General features: G+C 43.5%; 12 protein-coding genes and 2 pseudogenes. All 14 read right to left on the bottom strand.

What is annotated here, in order from left to right:
• Positions 1-848 precede the first annotated feature (848 nt).
• Positions 849-1,949: a stage V sporulation protein E gene (spoVE, locus tag B9Z54_RS18145; RefSeq protein ID WP_113929809.1), complete on the bottom strand. Its 1,101-nt coding sequence runs from the start codon at positions 1,947-1,949 to the stop codon at positions 849-851.
• 109 nt (positions 1,950-2,058) lie between these two features.
• Positions 2,059-3,409: pseudogene (gene murD, locus B9Z54_RS18140) on the bottom strand (UDP-N-acetylmuramoyl-L-alanine--D-glutamate ligase).
• Positions 3,410-4,384, bottom strand: a complete 975-nt coding sequence (gene mraY / locus B9Z54_RS18135; RefSeq protein ID WP_113929807.1) for a phospho-N-acetylmuramoyl-pentapeptide-transferase — start codon at positions 4,382-4,384, stop codon at positions 3,410-3,412.
• Positions 4,381-4,824: a hypothetical protein gene (locus B9Z54_RS18130; protein WP_113929806.1), complete on the bottom strand. Its 444-nt coding sequence runs from the start codon at positions 4,822-4,824 to the stop codon at positions 4,381-4,383. Before B9Z54_RS18130 ends, mraY begins: the two co-directional genes overlap by 4 nt.
• Positions 4,824-6,292, bottom strand: a pseudogene (locus tag B9Z54_RS18125) (UDP-N-acetylmuramoyl-L-alanyl-D-glutamate--2,6-diaminopimelate ligase). Before B9Z54_RS18125 ends, B9Z54_RS18130 begins: the two are co-directional and overlap by 1 nt.
• A 270-nt stretch (positions 6,293-6,562) precedes the next feature.
• On the bottom strand, positions 6,563-8,479 hold the full coding sequence (locus B9Z54_RS18120) for a stage V sporulation protein D (RefSeq protein ID WP_262371009.1): 1,917 nt from the start codon (positions 8,477-8,479) through the stop codon (positions 6,563-6,565).
• Positions 8,480-9,154: 675 nt separating this feature from the next.
• Complete coding sequence (locus B9Z54_RS18115) at positions 9,155-11,359, bottom strand: penicillin-binding protein (protein ID WP_113929805.1); 2,205 nt, start codon at positions 11,357-11,359, stop codon at positions 9,155-9,157.
• Positions 11,356-11,718: a cell division protein FtsL gene (gene ftsL / locus B9Z54_RS18110; RefSeq protein ID WP_113929804.1), complete on the bottom strand. Its 363-nt coding sequence runs from the start codon at positions 11,716-11,718 to the stop codon at positions 11,356-11,358. Before ftsL ends, B9Z54_RS18115 begins: the two co-directional genes overlap by 4 nt.
• Positions 11,719-11,745: 27 nt before the next feature.
• A complete protein-coding gene (rsmH, locus tag B9Z54_RS18105) occupies positions 11,746-12,678 on the bottom strand; it encodes a 16S rRNA (cytosine(1402)-N(4))-methyltransferase RsmH (protein WP_113929803.1) in 933 nt (310 codons plus the stop codon).
• 82 nt (positions 12,679-12,760) lie between these two features.
• Entirely contained in the window at positions 12,761-13,192 is a 432-nt protein-coding gene (mraZ, locus tag B9Z54_RS18100) for a division/cell wall cluster transcriptional repressor MraZ (protein WP_113929802.1), read from the bottom strand.
• Positions 13,193-13,918: 726 nt separating this feature from the next.
• A complete protein-coding gene (gene bshC, locus B9Z54_RS18090) occupies positions 13,919-15,412 on the bottom strand; it encodes a bacillithiol biosynthesis cysteine-adding enzyme BshC (protein ID WP_240190018.1) in 1,494 nt (497 codons plus the stop codon).
• Between the two features lie 350 nt (positions 15,413-15,762).
• The gene (locus B9Z54_RS18085) at positions 15,763-16,149 is read right to left on the bottom strand and encodes a DUF3397 domain-containing protein (RefSeq protein ID WP_113929800.1); all 387 of its coding nucleotides are present in this window, start codon (positions 16,147-16,149) and stop codon (positions 15,763-15,765) included.
• The gene (locus B9Z54_RS18080; RefSeq protein WP_113929799.1) at positions 16,150-17,043 is read right to left on the bottom strand and encodes a 2-dehydropantoate 2-reductase; all 894 of its coding nucleotides are present in this window, start codon (positions 17,041-17,043) and stop codon (positions 16,150-16,152) included.
• 181 nt (positions 17,044-17,224) lie between these two features.
• Positions 17,225-18,736, bottom strand: a complete 1,512-nt coding sequence (locus B9Z54_RS18075) for an acyl-CoA carboxylase subunit beta (RefSeq protein WP_481747807.1) — start codon at positions 18,734-18,736, stop codon at positions 17,225-17,227.
• Between the last annotated feature and the right edge of the window lie 212 nt (positions 18,737-18,948).

Here is an 18,948-nt window from a genome sequence, read left to right as displayed (position 1 = left end):
CCTTGTTGATTGGGCCTGCATAGAGAATGGCATCCATTCCCATGATGGATTTGTAACAGCGCAAATGCTTCTTGCTTTAACTGTAATAACATGTCCTTTTTTCTTTATGTAAGGCTCTTTTCGTATACTTTGTTGCTATTTAATACATAATTCGGAAAATAATACCGTAATTCTCCAAAAAATCCTGGTAAGCAAGAAAGAAAAGAGCTACACCCTCCGTTTATAGAGGAAATCCTTTATATCCGGGGATATCCGAAAGCAACAATTAATGCGAAAACAGCCTTATGTAAATATGTGCTTCATAAAATTTGAACCAAACAATTTTAACTGTGCTGGATCAAATCTGCAAATATTCTAATTCAATACCTTTATTCTATATGAAGGGAAAAGATGATTAAAGAGGGTAGACCATTATTTTCACAATATTTTTCTATTTTTTGTATTTTGGGATGCACTATCCCCTTTAAAAATGAACTGATGCGCTAAATACCTCCAAAATCTTCCTGATTATTTTATCAAAAGTGGACAAGCCTTACAAAATCAAGGCTCTTCAGCGTATTCCCTATACTACTATATTTTAAACGCGAGCGGGACTTGATTACCAGAATGTCATTGAACTGTAAATTAGGTGAGTTATTTTGTTACACGATTAAATTTGCAGGAGAGCAAATCTTTTATTAAAAAGCCTCAGAAAAAGAACCGAGATCCAGGATTATCTGGATTTCGGTTCTTTCTGTTGGATTATTTTGCAAATATGGTTTTGCTGAGATGTATTACTCCAGTCACTATAATTTATAAGCTGTGAGAATGATGGGTAAACATCATTCTTTCTGATCAATGACTTTTTGTTAATACCTGGCATACCGGCTGATGTTCAACAGGACACCCACCGCTAAAAGCATCAGCGTCAAAGAAGAGCCGCCATAACTTAGGAATGGAAGGGTAATGCCAGTTACCGGCATTAAACCGGTCACCACTCCAACATTGATCATTACCTGGATGGCAATCATTGAAACGATTCCGACAGCAAGGAAGCTTCCGTAAAGATCAGGGGCTCCCAGCGCTATCCGGATTCCCCTCCACAGAAGGAGTGAGAAAAGCAAAAGGACAAGGCTGCCGCCGATGAACCCTAATTCTTCTGCCAAAATAGCAAAGATAAAATCGTTTTGCGGCTCCGGTAAATAAAAGAATTTCTGTCTGCTTTCTCCCAGGCCCAGACCGAGAAGCCCCCCAGGCCCTATCGCATACAGTGACTGAATCATCTGGAAGCCGCTATTCAATGGATCTTCCCAAGGGTCAAGGAAGGAAGTAATCCGTTTAATCCGGTAGGGAGCGGACAGAACCAAGGCAGCAAACCCTGCCACACCAACAAGCCCCATAAAAGCAAAATGGCTGATTTTTGCACCGGCAATAAATATCATAACAACCGCTGTTCCAACCATGACAGTGCCAGTTCCCAGGTCAGGCTGCAGCATGATCATGCCAAAAGCTGTGAACACGAGCAGCAGCGAAGGAATAACCCCCTTGCGGAATGAAGTTATGTACTTCTGATGTTCTGATAAATATTTGGCAAGAAAGGCTATCATCGCAATCTTCATAAATTCCGATGGCTGAACGGAAAACGCGCCGACACCAATCCAGCTTCTTGACCCATTGCGAAGAACACCGACGCCGGGAATGAGTACCAGCACCAAAAGCACAAAGCAAATGATGATAATCACTTTCCCCCAAGTCCTCCATGTCCAATAATCAACATTCATGATAAAAAACATGGCCAATACCCCTACCCCGGCAAACAGCATCTGCCTTTTAGCGAAGAAGAAGGTATCATCGAATTTGTAATCGGCCCAGACTGCACTTGCGCTGTATACCATAATAAGCCCTATGGCCAGCAATGATAGTGTTACAACAATCAAAATGAAGTCGGGAGTTGATTTTTTCAAAGGCAATTCAAACACCTCGATAGACTTATTTGAGCCGTTTCGAGCAATCAAAACCTTTGATTTTTTGTTGTCAGCACACGGTTGTTTATCTTATTGCTCCAATATAGACAAGCTCTTATTTAAGCTTATGCACCTCATCTATAAAAATGTCACCGCGGACTTCAAAAGTGCGATATTGATCCCAGCTCGCACATGCAGGCGAGAGCAGGATTACATCCCCTTCTTCCGCAATCTCATAAGCAGCAGGTACTGCAGCCTCTACATTATCGACATGTTTCACTGTTTGTATCCCTGCCCTTTCCGCTGTCTCCATTAATTTTGAAGCAGTCTCACCGAAAGTGACCAGGGCTTTTACATTTTTCATATAAGGGATGAGCTCATCAAAGCTGTTTCCTCTATCCAGGCCGCCTGCCAGCAGGATCGTCGGCTGGTCAAATGCTTCCAATGCACTTTTAGCAGCCAATACATTGGTTGCTTTGGAATCGTTATAAAAAGAGATGCCATTGAGGGACCGCACAAATTGGGTCCTGTGCTTCACACCGGCAAATGTCTTCAAAACTTCTTCTATATCTTCATTTTTTACGCCGCTTAATTTTGCCGCAATGACAGCACATAGAATATTTTCAAGATTGTGTTTTCCCGGCAGTGCTATCGAGTCTGTATCCATAATTTTTTCTTTGTTGAAGTAAATGGCGCCGTCCATGATGCACGCCCCATCTTCAATGACCCTCTTGGTGGAGAAATAAATTTTTTCCGCTTTTGAAAAACGTAAAAGATCTTCAAGCTGAGGCTGGTCCGCATTTAGGACAAGGTAATCTTCATCAGTCTGATTAGCGGTTATATTTGCTTTTGCTTTGGCATAGTCTTCAATTGAACCATGGTAATCCAGATGCGCTTCATAAAGATTAATGAAAATACTGATTTTTGGCCGGAAAGATTCTATCCCCATCAGCTGGAAGGAAGAAAGTTCAATAACGATATTATTTTCTTCCTTCGCCTCCTGTGCTACTTCGGATGCAACTGTCCCGATATTCCCCGCTATTAAAGGCATTTTCCCGCCTTTATTCAACATTTCAAAAACTAAAGTGGTTGTCGTCGTCTTACCGTTCGTACCTGTGATGCCAATGAACGGTGCCTCTGACACCAAATAGGCAAGTTCAACTTCTGTAATTACCGGTATACCTTTTTCGGCAGCACCGCTTACAAGGGGGTTGTCATAAGGGATTCCTGGATTTTTGACAATATAGTCAAAGCCCTCATCCAGCAGTTCAATCGGATGGCTCCCGCAGATCACCTTGATCCCTTGCTGCAGAAGGCCTTGAGCTTCAGGATTTTCAGAGAAAGGCTTCCTGTCGTTAACTGTTACGAAAGCTTCCAATTTATGCAGCAGCGAAGCCGCACTGACCCCGCTTTTGCCAAACCCAATACTAGTACTTTTTGTGTTTAAACTTTAGTATTGTTTTCAATTAGATCCACACCTCAATATAAATTCCTAATACTGCACAAAGCAGTCCGACCGTCCAGAAAGTCACGACGACTCTCCATTCAGACCAGCCTACCAGCTCGTAATGGTGATGAAGCGGACTCATTCTGAATACCCGCTTCCCAGTAGTTTTGAAAGATATTACCTGAATTATGACAGATAGCGTTTCAATTACAAAGACCCCGCCTATCAAAACGAGCAGAATTTCAAGCTTTGTAAGGATTGCGATCGCAGCAATAGCCCCTCCAAGAGCCAGCGACCCTGTATCTCCCATGAATACCTTGGCGGGATGTGCGTTAAAGACGAGGAACCCAAGAACGGCGCCGACTACAGCGACCGCAAATATGGAAATATCATATTGAGATTGATTCCAGGCAAGCACAGCAAGCGCTCCGAATGCAATCGCCGAGGTACCTGAAACCAGTCCATCCAATCCATCCGTCAAATTAACTGCGTTCGAGAATCCTACCAGCCAGAAAATGATGAAGAACACATAAAACCATCCCAGGTCGACACTGATATCTGTCAACGGAATGGAAACAGTCGAAGCAAAATCATTTTGTTGATAAATATAGAAGAAAATGGCTGAAATCACGATTTGCCCAGCAAGCTTTTGTTTCGAAGTCAAACCGAGGTTTCTCTTCATCACTACTTTAATGAAGTCATCAAGAAAGCCAAGGATCCCGAAGCCCACTGTAACGAGAAGCAGCAGGAAGGTTTCAGCTCCCAGGTCTGAATATCTGCTTGTTATGAACACTGTCGTAATCATGATGGACAACAGGAACACAAGTCCTCCCATTGTCGGCGTTCCGGATTTCTTCTGATGCGATTTCGGTCCTTCTTCCCTGATGCTCTGGCCGAATTTCAATCTTCTCAGGAATGGGATGAAGATCGGAGAGAGCACGACCGTTACTAAGAATCCCATAAGGATTGTATAAAATATGACATTCTCCATTATCCCAATCCCCCTTCCTTATTAAGCAATGATCTCTTTGCAAGATCTCTGGTGTTACAAAATTGCTGTTGATTGGTAATCTTGTAAAGTTTATTCTTTTCTTCGTCTTTAAAAATAAATTTTGTCATCGTTCCCCACTCTTCTTGTTTCGTATTGTTGTAATAATAATCCAGAATTGCTAGTGCGTCCCCTGCTGGGTTATCAGAAAGAAATACCGGGAAATGATTCGGCAGCCATGCTGGCAATTCTGTACCATTCGGCCATAATGAACCAACCGCTCCTTTATGTATTGCCTCAAACAAATCCCTTCCTGAAGAAGGAATGAAGAGGCCCATCGGCATTTCTTCTATTGTTTCTCCAGTCACAACGGCAAAATGAAGAGTGACTTCCTTAATTCCCCTAGCTCCAGAAGCAAACTTCTCAACAGTATTATAGGCCAGCATCATCCCAGCCTCTCTATAGCAGCCTTCGCAGCTTCCCTGTCATCGAATTGGGTCACGGTGTCGCCGATGATCTGATAGGCTTCGTGGCCTTTCCCTGCAATAAGCACCACATCTCCTTTGTCCGCAATGGAGATTGCATGATTTATAGCTTCCTCCCTGTCATCCAGGACACAATAATTTGTATGCTTTAAACCCTCGGTCATATCCGATATGATTTCCAAAGGATCCTCATTCCGAGGATTATCGGAAGTGAAAATAACTTGATCTCCATACTTACATGCGATTTCCGCCATAACCGGTCTTTTGGTTTTATCCCTGTCGCCTCCGCACCCCACGACAACAATCACCTTTTCCTCTGTTATGCTTTCAATCGTCTTTAAGACATTTTCCAGGCTGTCAGGCGTATGGGCATAGTCAACAATCACAGAAAAATCCTGGCCGGCTTCCACATGTTCAAACCTTCCGCTTACCCCTGTGATCGATTGGATCGCAGACTTGATCTTTTTTAATGGTATGCCTGAAATATAAGCCGAAGCTGATGCGGCAAGAACATTATAAATATTGAATTTTCCAGCCAATTGAATATTCATGTCGATATGTTCCTTGGGTGTGACCATCGTAAATGAGGAACCATTGCGGCGCAGGTGGATATCCTTGGCATGAAAGTCTGCCCCTGAATGAAGACCGTATGTAATAACATGTGCTGCCGTTGATTGGATAAAGAATTCGGCGGAAGGGTCATCGAGATTGATTATGGAGTATTTGGGCCGACCCTCCATAATTGAATTCCCAAGCTGTGAAAACAGCAGACTTTTTGCACTTTTATAATCTTCCATTGTTCGGTGGTAATCCAGGTGATCCTGAGTGATGTTGGTGAATACGGCTATATCAAAGTCACAGCCATGCACCCGTCCTTGATACAATGCGTGAGACGAAACCTCCATAACTGCCTTTTTGACCCCGGAGCTGATGAATTCACGAAAAAGCTGCTGCAAGGTAAGACTGTCGGGCGTAGTATTCTTGCTCGCCACCACTTCATCTCCTGTTTTCACATATAAGGTGCCAATTAAACCTGTTTTGTCACCATTCATACTGAAAATCCTTTCGATTAAGTGGGTGGTCGTAGTCTTTCCATTCGTCCCTGTGACACCGATCAACTTCAGCTGCTTGGATGGATGATTATAAAAACGGCATGCCAGTACCGCCATCGCCCTTCTGGAATCCTTCACGATTACCACCGGAATATCCAGGTCGAGATCCAGCTCCTGCTCGGCAATCACCGCTGCTGCACCGGAGAGAACTGCTTCTTTTGCTAGAGTATGGCTGTCAACATCTGACCCTTTTATACAAAAAATAAATCACCATTTTGAACCTTTTTATGATGGTTTTTTAAGTTTGCAATTTCAGGATTTCCATTCCCCCTGGTCGTATAGAACGGCAGTACTCCCAGCAAAGTGTGCAATTTCATCTTTTCAACTCCTCATGTATGTAAAGCAACCATTTTTTATTTTACAGAAAAACGCGGCTGAAATCTATTAACCTTTTAGATTAGTTTTGACAATTTATTAAAACCCCGAAATATGTTTCATGGTCATCTTCTGCACCAAAATGCTTCCACGTTATAAGATTATGTTCAGACAACGAAAGAAATGAGTGATTCTCAAGGATTGTGCCTGAAACCGATAACCGATTTTATGTTCCGGCTTCAGGCTGACAGCATCCTATTATGCCTTGTGAATCACTCTGACATTTGAATTCTTATTGTCCCGCCCTCTTTGATTTTCACACCGGGATCAGGCGACTGGGCCACTACCTTATTACCCTCTCCGCTAATGTCAAGCTTCAAATTGATGAGCTGCTGCTGCAGCTCTTTTCTAGTGAAGCCTATCAGATCAGGTGTCTCCAGTAAAGGAGTGTCAAGCCATGTCATTTTTTTCTCAATTTGATCTTCTCTCGGAGCTACGCCCATCGCCCGTAAGCTGTCACCAATGATATTACCAACTATAGGAGCAGCCACTACGCCGCCGAACTGAACTGTTCCTTTAGGGTTATCCACCGCGAGATACACGACTATTTCCGGCTTGTCTGCCGGTGCAAACCCCAGGAAGGAGACGATGTGGTTATTCTCCATATAACGGCCGTCCTTAACCTTCTGGGCTGTCCCGGTTTTTCCGCCCACTCTATAACCGTCAACAAATGCCCCTTTTCCAGTTCCTTGTGCGACTACACTTTCCAGGGCAAAGCGGATTTCTTCTGAAGTTTCTTTGGAAATGACCTGTTTTTTCGCCTGCGGTGAATTCCTCATCACCACTTCCCCTGTTTTCGGGTCTACAAGTTCCTTAGCCACATATGGCTGATAAAGAGTACCGCCGTTGATGGCTGCCGAAACGGCGGCAACCTGCTGGATTGGAGTCACTGCAACACCCTGGCCGAAAGCAGTGGTCGCCTGCTCAACAGGTCCGACACGATCCAAGTTAAACAAAAGCCCTTTCCCTTCACCTTGAAGATCAATCCCTGTTTTCTGTCCGAAACCAAAATCTTTTATATACTTGAACAGTGTATCCTTGCCAAGCCTCTCTCCCAGTTCCACAAAGCCCGGGTTACAGGAATTCTGGACTACTTCCAGGAAGGTTTGGGTCCCATGCCCCCCTCTCTTCCAGCAATGAAGAGTGGAACCCGCAACTTCCACATGTCCTGGATCATGGAATTTTTCTTTAGTCAGGTCTACTTTATTCTCTTCAAGTGCAGCTGCCAGGGTGATGATTTTAAAAGTGGAACCGGGCTCATAAGTACTCCATATCGGCAGGTTTCGATTATAGATCTCCTGTGGAACGTTCCTGAAGTTGGCAGGGTCAAAGGTCGGCCTGCTTGACATTGCCAATATCTCCCCATTATTCGGATTCATTGCAATAGCGATGATGCCATCAGGGTTATATGCCGCTTCAGCTATATCAAGCTCTCTTTCTATGATAGTCTGAACCTTGGTATCTATGGTCAATTTGAGATCAAGACCGTCCACCGGCGCCTCATAATCATCCGCCATATCCGGCATGCGTTTGCCTTTAGCGTCCGAGAAGAACTTGACCGAACCGCCATCCCCGCTCAATTCCTTGTCATAAAAAAGTTCCAGCCCCATCAGCCCCTGGTTATCGACTCCCGCAAATCCAAGAACATGAGACAGATAACTTCCAAAAGGATAATATCTTTTGGAATCCTCTGCTATATAAACCCCTTTAAGATTCAGGTCGCGGATTTCCTTTGCCTTTTCGTAGGAAATCTTTCTCGCCTCATTGATTCTTACCATGGAAGCTGACTTTGTTACATATTGATAAATTTCCTCCAACGGCAGGTTGAGCGCTGCTGCCAGCTTCTCTGACGTTTTAGCGGGATCAGTGATCTGTCTGGGAACAACAAAGACAGTTGGAGCACTCTGGTTGGTTGCAAGCTCCACTCCATTCTTATCCAATATCTTACCTCTCTCCGGTTCAAAAGGAATGTTCCTGCTCCAGGAATCCTTCGCCAAGCCCGTCAGCTTGTCCCCCATGAAAAACTGGACATACCCTAGCCTCACATCTATAATTGCGAATATTAAAATTCCCATTACCAGAGCAAATGCCAATCTCTTCCTCACCGTTACATTCGATACTCTTTTCACACGCAGAACCTCCCCTTATTTGGCTCGTTCCATTATATGCCTGTACAAGTGGAAGTATGATAGGAAGAGAACTATGCGGGAAGCCGGGGATCATTCCTGGTGAGCTCATCCCAGAGAGAGATAGACAGCTCTTTTTATAAAGCTGTTTTCGCATATTTTGTTGCTTTCGGAAAAATCCCAAGAGCCGGATTATTCCCCGGATACTAGGAGTTTTTCTTTAATCGGGGAAGAGTAGCTCTTTTCTTTTCATTAATACTAAATTATTCCTTCGTACTATGATTATTTTTTCAAAATTAGTATTAAATAGCAACAAAGTTTACGAAAATAGCCTTTTATAAAGCTGTTTTCGCAAAGTTTGTGGCTATTTTAAAAATAATGCATTTCCGCTCCAGACGCGCGACTCCGCGGGGCGGCGTTGAGCCTCCTCGGCTTCGCCTGCATTGTTGTTTTCTGAAAAATCCCAAGTCCCGGATATTCTCTCTGGAATCATAGTTTTCTCTCTAAACAGGCAGAGAAGATCTTTTTTCCTAGCATACTAGGCTCATTCCGCCCAATTATGGCAAACGAAGAGACTTTCATAATGCACCTCAACAACTTGTGCCTTTTCAGACGATCTATATTGAACAGCTTGTGGAGAATAGCAAAAGACCGGAGAACCATCTCCGGTCTTTATTATTAGTTCAATGGGGCTTCTTCGTCGGTCTCACTCGCATTTTTCTCTTCCTCCTGCTGCTGTTCAGGAGTCTGGAAGGTTACTACAAGCGGCTCATCTTCTTTGACTGTAGAACCTGGTGTGATGTTTTGTTTGGTAACATAGCCTGTTCCTGCAATATTCAATTTCAAGTTGGACATTTTCGTTACCTTCAGGACATCCCTGACCGACCATCCACGCATATCCGGCACGGTCAGGTCCCCATCTGTACGCAGTACAATCCTTTCCCCCTGCAACAGTTCTTCACCGGAAGAGACTGACTGGTTTTTAACCTGGGGACCGTTCCCTATAATAACCGGTTTGAGCCCTGCATCCTCCAGCTGTTTCTTCGCCTTCTCTACAGATTCTCCCGTCAGGTCAGGCACTTCAGCTTTTTTCAAGCTTTTACTTTTTTCAGGTTTGATGTTCAAGTATTTCAAGCTGTTGAGCATTACCGGATTGAAAACATCGGAAACGGGATCGGAACCTATTTCACTGCCGCTTAATGTAGGCTTTTTCACAGCAACATAAACAATCAGCTGAGGATCGTCTGCTGGGGCCATCCCTAAAAAGGAAAATAAGAAATTTTCTTTACCGCCTTGATATTTTCCATTCTCATCAATAATCTGAGCTGTTCCAGACTTACCTGCAACTTGATATCCTTCTAAAGCAAAAGGTTTCCCTGTTCCATTTTCAGAAGTTACAGTTGAGGCCAAATATTCACGGACTTTTTTCGCAGTTCCTTCAGAAATTGGTGTACCGGCAATATCCGGTTCTCTTTTTTGAATCACTTTTTTCGAATCATGATCCACAATTTTTTCAATAATATAGGGTTTCATCATTTTCCCGTTGTTTGCTATTGCAGTTTCAGCTTGAATTAATTGAAGGGGTGTAACAGTTGATCCTTGACCGAAGATTGTAGTTACCCTTTCAATTGGGTAGTTATAAAGAATTCTTCCTGCACTTTCATTTGGAAGTTCAATTCCCGTTGCTTTTCCAAACCCAAAGGAATTTAAATATTCTTTATACTTATCTTCCCCAATTCGTTCCAGCAGCTCCGCAAAAGCAACGTTAGAAGATCTTTGAAGACCTTCTAGGTAAGTAATGGTTCCCCACCCTTTTCCATAGTTCCAATCTCCAATCGATTGATCACCAACATAGTACCTTCCAGACTCATAGTATGCATTAGGATCAAACACGCCTTCCTCCACCGCGGCTGCCAAGGAAAAGCTTTTCATGGTCGACCCCGGTTCGTATGAAGACTCGACTATCTCATTCTGCCAAGATTGAAGGTCTTCTCTTGTATCAGGATGAAAAGTGGGTCTCTGAGCCATGGCAAGAATTTTGCCTGTTTTTGGATCAGCTACAACTGCCAGCATGTTTTCCGGTTTATATTGCTGATCCACTTTGCTCATCGTCTCTTCCAAGAAGGTTTGAATCTTTTTATCAATCGTCAGGTACACATCGTTACCATTTTGCGGCGGTGTCACATGCTCTTCGGTCTGTGGAAGGATATATCCCCACTTGTCGCTGTCATACTTTACCTTTCCGTTTTTACCGGTAAGGTAGTCATTCAGGCTTTGCTCAATGCCCATCTTGCCGACAATTTCAGTGGAATTGTCATCCTTTTCTTCTTTTTGGGCAAAACCAATCAAGTGAGAAGAGAATATTCCATTGGGATAAAATCTCTTAGACTCTTTTACAAAGGTGATGCCAGGAAGTTCTTGCTTTTCAATATCAAGCTTTAATTGATGGGAAAGCCCTCTTCCCGGGCTGCCGAATTCAACCTGGAATCTCTTTTTCTCGACCCCTTGGGAAAGACGTTCGTAAAGTTCGGACTCATCAGCCTCCAGTAAAGGGGCCAGCACTTCTGCTGTTTTTCTGATATCCTGAACATGTTTTGGCTTTTCACTGTCCTTTGATACAGAATCATCCAGGATGGCCACAAGGGTATAAGCAGATGTATCCTCTGCAATCACTTCCCCTTTTTGATCATAAATCGTTCCTCTCGCTGCTTCAAGAACCCCGGTTTTGAGGTACTTCTTTGCGGCTTGTGCAGCCAGTGCCTTTCCATCAGCTTCACCGGTGACCTGAATTGTCACAAAGCGAATCATCAAAACAAAAAAGAGCAGGCCGAAAAATCCAAAAAGGATGGCTGCTCCGATTCTCATTCCCGGTCTCTTTTTCATTGATTCTGCACAACCTTAACATTCTTTTCTTTCAGATCAAGTCCCAGCTCTTTAGCCTTCTCCAGGATCCTTTCGTATGTACTTAACTCACTGACCTGTAATTTAAGGTCACTGTTGGCTTTTTCCTGCACGTCAATTTGAGACTGTACAACCTGAATTTCTTTATTTGCTTTATAAATGGAAGACTGTGTGGAAATGATGTTGACGGCCATAAAGCAAAATACTACTCCTATGAGTGCCACCAAAATTTTCTCCCCGGGTGTAATGAGGGGCCTTTCTTCTCTTACCGGAATTGCTTCCTGTTGCCGCTGAGGCTGCTGGACTGTTTGTTCACGATACTTCCTTGCTAAATTACTCACTCTCTCTGCTCCCTTCTGTTATTTTTTCTACGCTTTTTCTGCAACCCTTAACTTGGCAGAACGAGCTCTATTATTTTCTTCTAATTCTTGATCACTTGGCAGTATCGGCTTTCGGGTCACCAATTTCAGTTCCGGCTTATACTCATCCGGAATAATCGGGAGGCCGTGCGGCAGATCAGGTCCTGAAGCTTTCTCTTTAAAAATTGTTTTGCAAATGCGGTCTTCAAGAGAGTGGAAGGTTATCACACTTATCCTTCCGCCCGGCTTCAGTATCTCTATCGATTTTTCAAGTGCTTCTTCAACTGCGTCCAGCTCATCATTGACGGCAATCCTGATTGCCTGGAATACCCGTTTGGCTGGATGTCCGCCTTTTCTTCTCGCCGGTGCGGGAATTCCTTCCTTGATTAAATCAACCAGCTCACCTGTGGTTTCAATTGGCTTACTCTCTCTCGCTGCTTCAATCTTTCTGGCAATCTGCTTGGAGAACTTCTCTTCTCCATAACGAAAGAAAATCCGAACAAGGTCTTCATAACGCCACTCATTCACCACTTCATGCGCTGTCAAATCGCCTTCCATATCCATCCGCATATCAAGAGGCGCGTCATGGTGATAGCTGAAACCTCTCTCCGGGGTATCCAGCTGTGGAGAGGAAACTCCCAAGTCAAATAAGATACCATCCACCTGATGAACGCCCAGTTCTGCTAGTTCTTCTTTTATATAGCGAAAATTGGACCTTATGAACGTTACCCTGTCAAGGTAGGGACTAAGCTTCTCTTTTGCATGGTCTATGGCAGTCTGGTCTTGGTCGAAGCAGTACAGCTTGCCGTTTTCACCGAGCTGTGAGACTAGGTATTCACTATGGCCCGCGCCGCCAAGCGTGCAATCCACATAAATGCCATCTTCTTTGATGTCCAGTTCATCCACTGTTTCTTTCAATAAAACTGTTGTATGTTCAAACATTCTCATTCACCTTTCCAATCGAACTGCTTTCAATTCAGTAAAGTCTATTTCCGGATAGTTGGTTGGTTCTGCAGGAAATTGATTAGATATTAAAATCAATCATATTCTCAGCAATTTCTGCAAAGGAATCTTCTGACTGTGAGAAATAGTCTTCCCATAAAGGCTTACTCCAAATCTCAATTCGATTGGAAACTCCCAATACTACACATTCCTTCTCTAGCTTTGCATAATCCGTAAGTGTGGAGGGGATATTGATCCGTCCGGTCTTGTCCAATTCACATTCGGTTGCTCCTGAAAAGAAAAACCGTGTAAAAGAACGTGCGTCTTTTTTGGTCAGCGGCAGAGTCTTCAGCTTTTCCTCTAAAGCTCTCCATTCCTCCATGGGATATCCGAATAAACATTGATCAAGCCCACGTGTCAAAACAAACGCATCACTAAGATGCTCCCTGAACTTGGAAGGGACGATTAAACGACCTTTATTATCAATGTTATGTTGATATTCGCCCATGAACATGTCCACTGCCCCCACTTTCTAACACAAATGTACCACATTCCCCCACTTTTCTCCACACATATATTAATTTCTTTTTTGTTACAATAATTCCTGCTTTTTTAAGTTTGTTTGAATTATTTCTTTAGCCCTCAGCAAAGCCAGTCTTGGAAGCAGTTTCCCTGCAGGAATTATGATGGAGATACGAGCTATAATTGTTTTTTCATCTCTTCTCTAAAAGGAATTCTTTAAATTAACTTCAATTGGAATGGGCTGGGCTATACGGGATGTTTCCTATATTTGGGCTTTTACTTTTTGCATTGTCTCTTTGAATGGGCACGAGTGACACCTGGGACGCTTTTTTGGCTTTGTGGTGGTTCTTTCTCATGGTCCTCTCGAGGGACACCTGAGACGCTTTTTTGGCCTTCTGGTGGCACTCACGGTGTTCTCGAGGGGCACCTGGGACCCTTTTTGCCCTGCTGGTGGCTCTCATGGTCCTCACGAGGGATACCTGAGACGCTTTTTTGGCCTTCTGGTGGCTCTCATGGTGCTCTCGAGGTACACCTGGCACACTTTTTTGGCCTGCTGCTGGCACTCACGGTGTTCTCGAAGGACACCTTGGGCCCTTCTCCACCCTCCTGATATTACTCACATTACTCATCAGCGACACCTGCGAGCCTCATTTCCCGCAGTGCTCTTAGACAAAAAGAAAAAAGCGATGCAGGACTGCACCGCTTTCTAACTGACTCATCATATGTTTATTATTTTGTGCTTACCGTCAAACTCCATCGGCAGTTTCATCAATTCCTTGACAAAACCTTCTCCATACCGGTTCATGAAGTAGTATAGATTCCATAACCGCTCTTGAGGTGCTCCTCCAGGTCTGAGAGAAGACTCGACCCTGTCGTATTTACCCAGCTGCAGCTGATATTTACTTTGAAGGGAATGGTTGGTTTTGAGTCGCAAGTATTCGAATTGCTGCTTGTGAAAGGAGAGGTTTTTTTCAATGATGCTCTCCAACCCTTTGTCAACAGCGCAAGCCTTCGGAAGGATACCTTCATAGCATTCCATAAGCATTCTTTCTGCTTCACCAATCCTGCTTTCAAGGTCTTCATCCTTCACTGATTCCCAATATTGGACTCTCTCCCTTTCCACGCCATCCTTCAGGACAGAATCAAGAGAAAGGTTAAGCTCCTCTATATTCCTTTTAACATCTCTCTCAAGAATAGTAAGGTTCAAACGCGGTACTATCGGCGGCATCTTGTTTCCTGCCCAATCAAAGGCACTCTTCAACTCTCCCCAGTAGGCTATTTCACCTGGTCCTGCTATGAAAGCAAGGGTGGGAAAAAGCCACTCCTGCATCAGCGGACGGGTGACTACATTATTACTGAATCTATGAGGCTCGGTATCAAGGATTTCTTCAAGCTGTCCAAGAGTATATTGTACTTCTCCATTTTTTCCCTTGAAAGAATCCCCCTCCCGTTCAAGGAGGATTCTTTCTCCATTTTCATTAATGAACAGATTGGCTGCGTTATCTTTCATTTCAATGGTCAGCGGAAACCCCTTTTCCAAAATGGTGTTTTGCTGATCTTTGACTTTTTCGGATAGGATATCGCTTCCCTCAAGCAGGTGACGGAAAAAGGGTTTCTCCAATTTCCTCAATGGAGGATAAGCAGAATCGATGATCAGCAGGCCATACTCCTTGAAAAGGGACATGATGATACTGCTGAAAAAGTCTACAATCGATTCAGATTGTGCTATAGATTTTTCAAGGCTCATTAATAATCCTTTTGTGAATTCTGTTTCTCCAAAATGATGAATTATCTGATTTACCCATTTACGCATCGTCTCTTTATTGAAGTGAACCTCACTTGTCATCCTCTTATCAGAAGCTCTTTCAGGATAACCCGTTTTCTCCAGTTTTCCCTTTTGTTCAACGAAGACATGATTGATCTCCTGGTAATCATGATCTTCACCGGCAATCCAGAAGACAGGAATGACCGGATATTTGAGCTTTTCTTCCTGCTCTTTTGCGAGTTTAATAATGGAAATGACCTTATGTATAGTATAGAGCGGACCCGTCAATAATCCTGCCTGCTGGCCGCCGATGACGACAACAGCATTTTCTTTCAGCTTTTTCAATGATTTTTCAACCTGCACACTTGAAGGGAAAGGCTTCATGTACCCTTCAATGACTTCCGTTAGAGAGTGCCTTGGAAAGTCTCTATTGTTTAAATCCCTGATTCTGCCTGAGAATAGTTCGGGATCTTTAAGGTTGTAATGAAAAAAGAAGTTACCGGGGGTTCCTGTTGTATGTATAGTGAAGCAAAACGATTTGTTGCTGGAATATATAAGCTTTCCAGTTCCATATTAACTGACTCCTTTTCTTCCATCTTCTACTGTTCGTAGTATAGCATTCCACAACAATAAAAGGAAAAAACTTGCCTGAATGGTTCGTTGTTAAAATTCTCAAGAGGAAGAATTTGTTAAAACGCCGATTGATGGTTCAGGGTGTGCAAAAACCTGCCAAGCCTTTCATATACAGTGATGGCATCTGAAAAGGAAGATTGATCCATAAAATTTTTTAAAACTATCTAAAAGGTTTGCATGATCCTTGAAGCTACACCGTAAAAAAGCAGGAGGATATAAGCTGTGGAGAATAAGAGAAAATTTAACCGCCAGCCTCCTTTGATGACATGGAGGAACACGATTTCCTCTTTGACTTTCCAGTGGATTACCGAAAGAATGCCCGTACTGATCAGAAGCACCAGAATAAGCACCCAAAGCAGCGACTTATCCCATATTGCCTGAATGATAAAATGCACTGAGAATATCAAGAGAAAAGTTGTAACATTGACAGCAGTATTCAGAGCTCTTCTGTGGCTGCCGGTTAATTGTTTCATTGCGATGAATGAAGCAAAATAACCTAAAAAAGGAACCAGAGTGAAGACAGCGACTAGGCTGGAAAATATAGTAGACAATTATTCTTTCCTCCTATCATGATCCATCCCTTTGACCATCTGATATAATACAGGAATGACACTCAGCGGGGTGCGTGAGTGATCCGCTTCTTCGATGACCACCCCCAAAATTGCTTCTACCTCTGTCCTTCTCTTTGCCTTGATATCCGCCAGCATGGATGAAGTATTTTCCCGTGTCCTATAGGCAATTGCTTTTATTTCTTCAAATCCAAGGACACCCTTGAGTTTCGGATATAAAAGAATAATCTCATTGAAGACCTCCTTAGCGAGAGCCTCATACTCAGCAATCTCAAATAAACGTCCGTTCTTAACCCCCAGTACAGCCGTAAGAGGGTTAATAACAGCATTGACCGCCAGTTTTTCTAAAAGCATCACTTCATAATCCTGCTGCACCTCGAGCGGAAAGTCCCTGCTGTTTCGCGACAGCTCCTTAAGCAGGTCGATGTTTCCCCGGTAAACAGCTGTGTTCGTTTTCCCTTTCCCTTTGTGTGCCACGACATGATCTGATTCCTTAAGCGAACCATGTTCAACCGTTCCAACATATATATGCTCGTGCGGCAGACTTTCAAGGATTTTCAAATGGCCGATCCCATTCTGGAGAAACAGCAAAGGGATACCTGGAGGGATTTTTGTTAAGTCCTCATAAAGATCTTCTAAATGGTACTGTTTGACAGCTATGATGATTAAATTCTGTACACCCAAATCCTCAAGGTCTGCTGAAGCCTTTAAATACGTAGAGGTCGAAGTCCCACCCTCAAGCAGAGTGATGCCTTTTCGATTAAGGGTATCTTCCTGCTCTTGTCTCTTGACATAAAGGGTAACCTCAAAAATTTTACCAAGATACGCTGCAAATAGAAGGCCGATCGACCCTCCGCCAATTACTCCAACTTTCATTCAATCTCCTCTATCCGTTCATTCTGGTTAATATTACTAATATCATTCTACCATTGCCCCATAGGTGAGAAAATAGCTTCAGGTCATTCTTACACATTTTTTTACCAATGAATCAAATTCCTTCAACTTCAATAGAAAAGGGTTAACCCCGATTTTGAATCTGAAGGTTAACCCTTGGCCGTTAAACCGGATAAACCGGATGCTTCCTGGAACTGAACTCCACTTCTTTTGTCTCGTATACTTTATAGCGCTCGATAAGGACATTTCGTAATTCATTAGGTCCTGTTATTTCATCTACAATCATTTCAGAAGCGAGTTTGTAAATATCGATATGCTCTTTATACTCTTTTTGTTTTTCCTGAACATAGGCAATCCGTTCTTTAGGATCTTCGATTGCCTGGATTTTATTTGAATACACTGCATTTACAGCAGCTTCAGGTCCCATAACTGCTATTTGAGCCGTCGGGAGGGCGATGCAGACATCCGGCTCAAAGGCGGGTCCTGCCATTGCATAAAGTCCTGCACCATATGCTTTTCTGACAATGACCGAAATCTTCGGCACCGTCGCCGAACTCATTGCCGCAATCAGCTTTGCTCCATGCCTGATGATTCCTGCTCTCTCTACTTTGGTGCCAATCATGAAGCCCGGTACATCTGCCAGGAAAAGAAGAGGGATTGAAAAAGCGTCACATAAAGTTATGAATTTTGCTGCTTTATCAGCAGAGTCGACAAACAGTACGCCGCCCTTCACTTTTGGCTGGTTGGCGATGATTCCAACCGGCTTTCCGTCAATTCGGGCAAAACCGGTCACGAGTTCCTGTGCAAATAACTTCTTCATCTCAAAAAAGCTGCCTTCATCAATCAGAGCATCAATGCATTCATACATATCGAATGGTGCATTTTGATGTTCCGGGATGATTTGCTCCAGCGACCGTCCTTCTTTAGGTTTCACACTTTCTGCTGCTGCAGGCTTATGAAGATAATTAGAAGGGAAGTAAGTCAAATAATTTTTTGCAGCTTCGATAGCCTCTTCCTCTGAATAAGCCAGCATGTCTCCCACTCCGCTTATCGAACAGTGCATTCTTGCACCGCCCATTTCTTCCAGTGTAACTTTTTCACCAATGACCTTTTCCGCCATCCTCGGAGATCCAAGATACATTGAAGCATTGCCATCCACCATGATGACGATATCACAGAATGCCGGTATGTATGCGCCACCTGCAGCTGACGGTCCAAATAAAAGGCAGATTTGCGGAACCATGCCTGACATTTTTACTTGATTATGAAAAATCTTTCCTGCACCTCTTCGGTTAGGAAACATTTCGAGCTGGTCTGTAATCCTCGCTCCAGCTGAGTCGACCAAGTACAGAATGGGCACTTTAAGATTCAGGGCAGTTTCCTGGATACGGATGATTTTTTCCACTGTTCTGGCACCCCATGATCCAGCTTTGACTGTAGAATCATTTGCCATAACACAAACTGTTCTTCCTCCAATTTTGCCAGTTGCCGTCACTACACCATCGGCAGGAAGCCCTTCTTCCTGGCAATTGGCGAACATGCCGTCTTCTTGATACTCCCCGTTATCGAACAATAGATTCAAACGATCTCTTACAAAAAGCTTATTTTGTTCTTTAAGCTTTTCATGATATTTCTGCTGGCCGCCGCTGGATATTTTCTCCCTTTGCTCTTCCAGTACATGTTCATATGTCTTCTGTGACACAAAAAATCCCCCTTTGTTTTCAAATGCATTACTGCCATCTGTCTTTTTAAAAATTGATTACCGCTCCTGAGGCACAACTTCGCAAGGGGCAGATGGACCTTCTCCAGATGAAGGTTCCGATAGGCGAGGACCCCGGGTCAGAAGCTGGATTGTCATAAATAGCGAATGCGCCCTGGTCAGCCCGA

The sequence above is a fragment of the Bacillus sp. P14.5 genome, assembly GCF_003316765.1.
In the GTDB taxonomy this organism is placed as follows: domain Bacteria; phylum Bacillota; class Bacilli; order Bacillales; family Bacillaceae_B; genus Rossellomorea.
The sequence above is the reverse complement of the archived record's forward strand: the minus strand, read 5'-3'. Positions and strand labels throughout refer to the sequence as shown.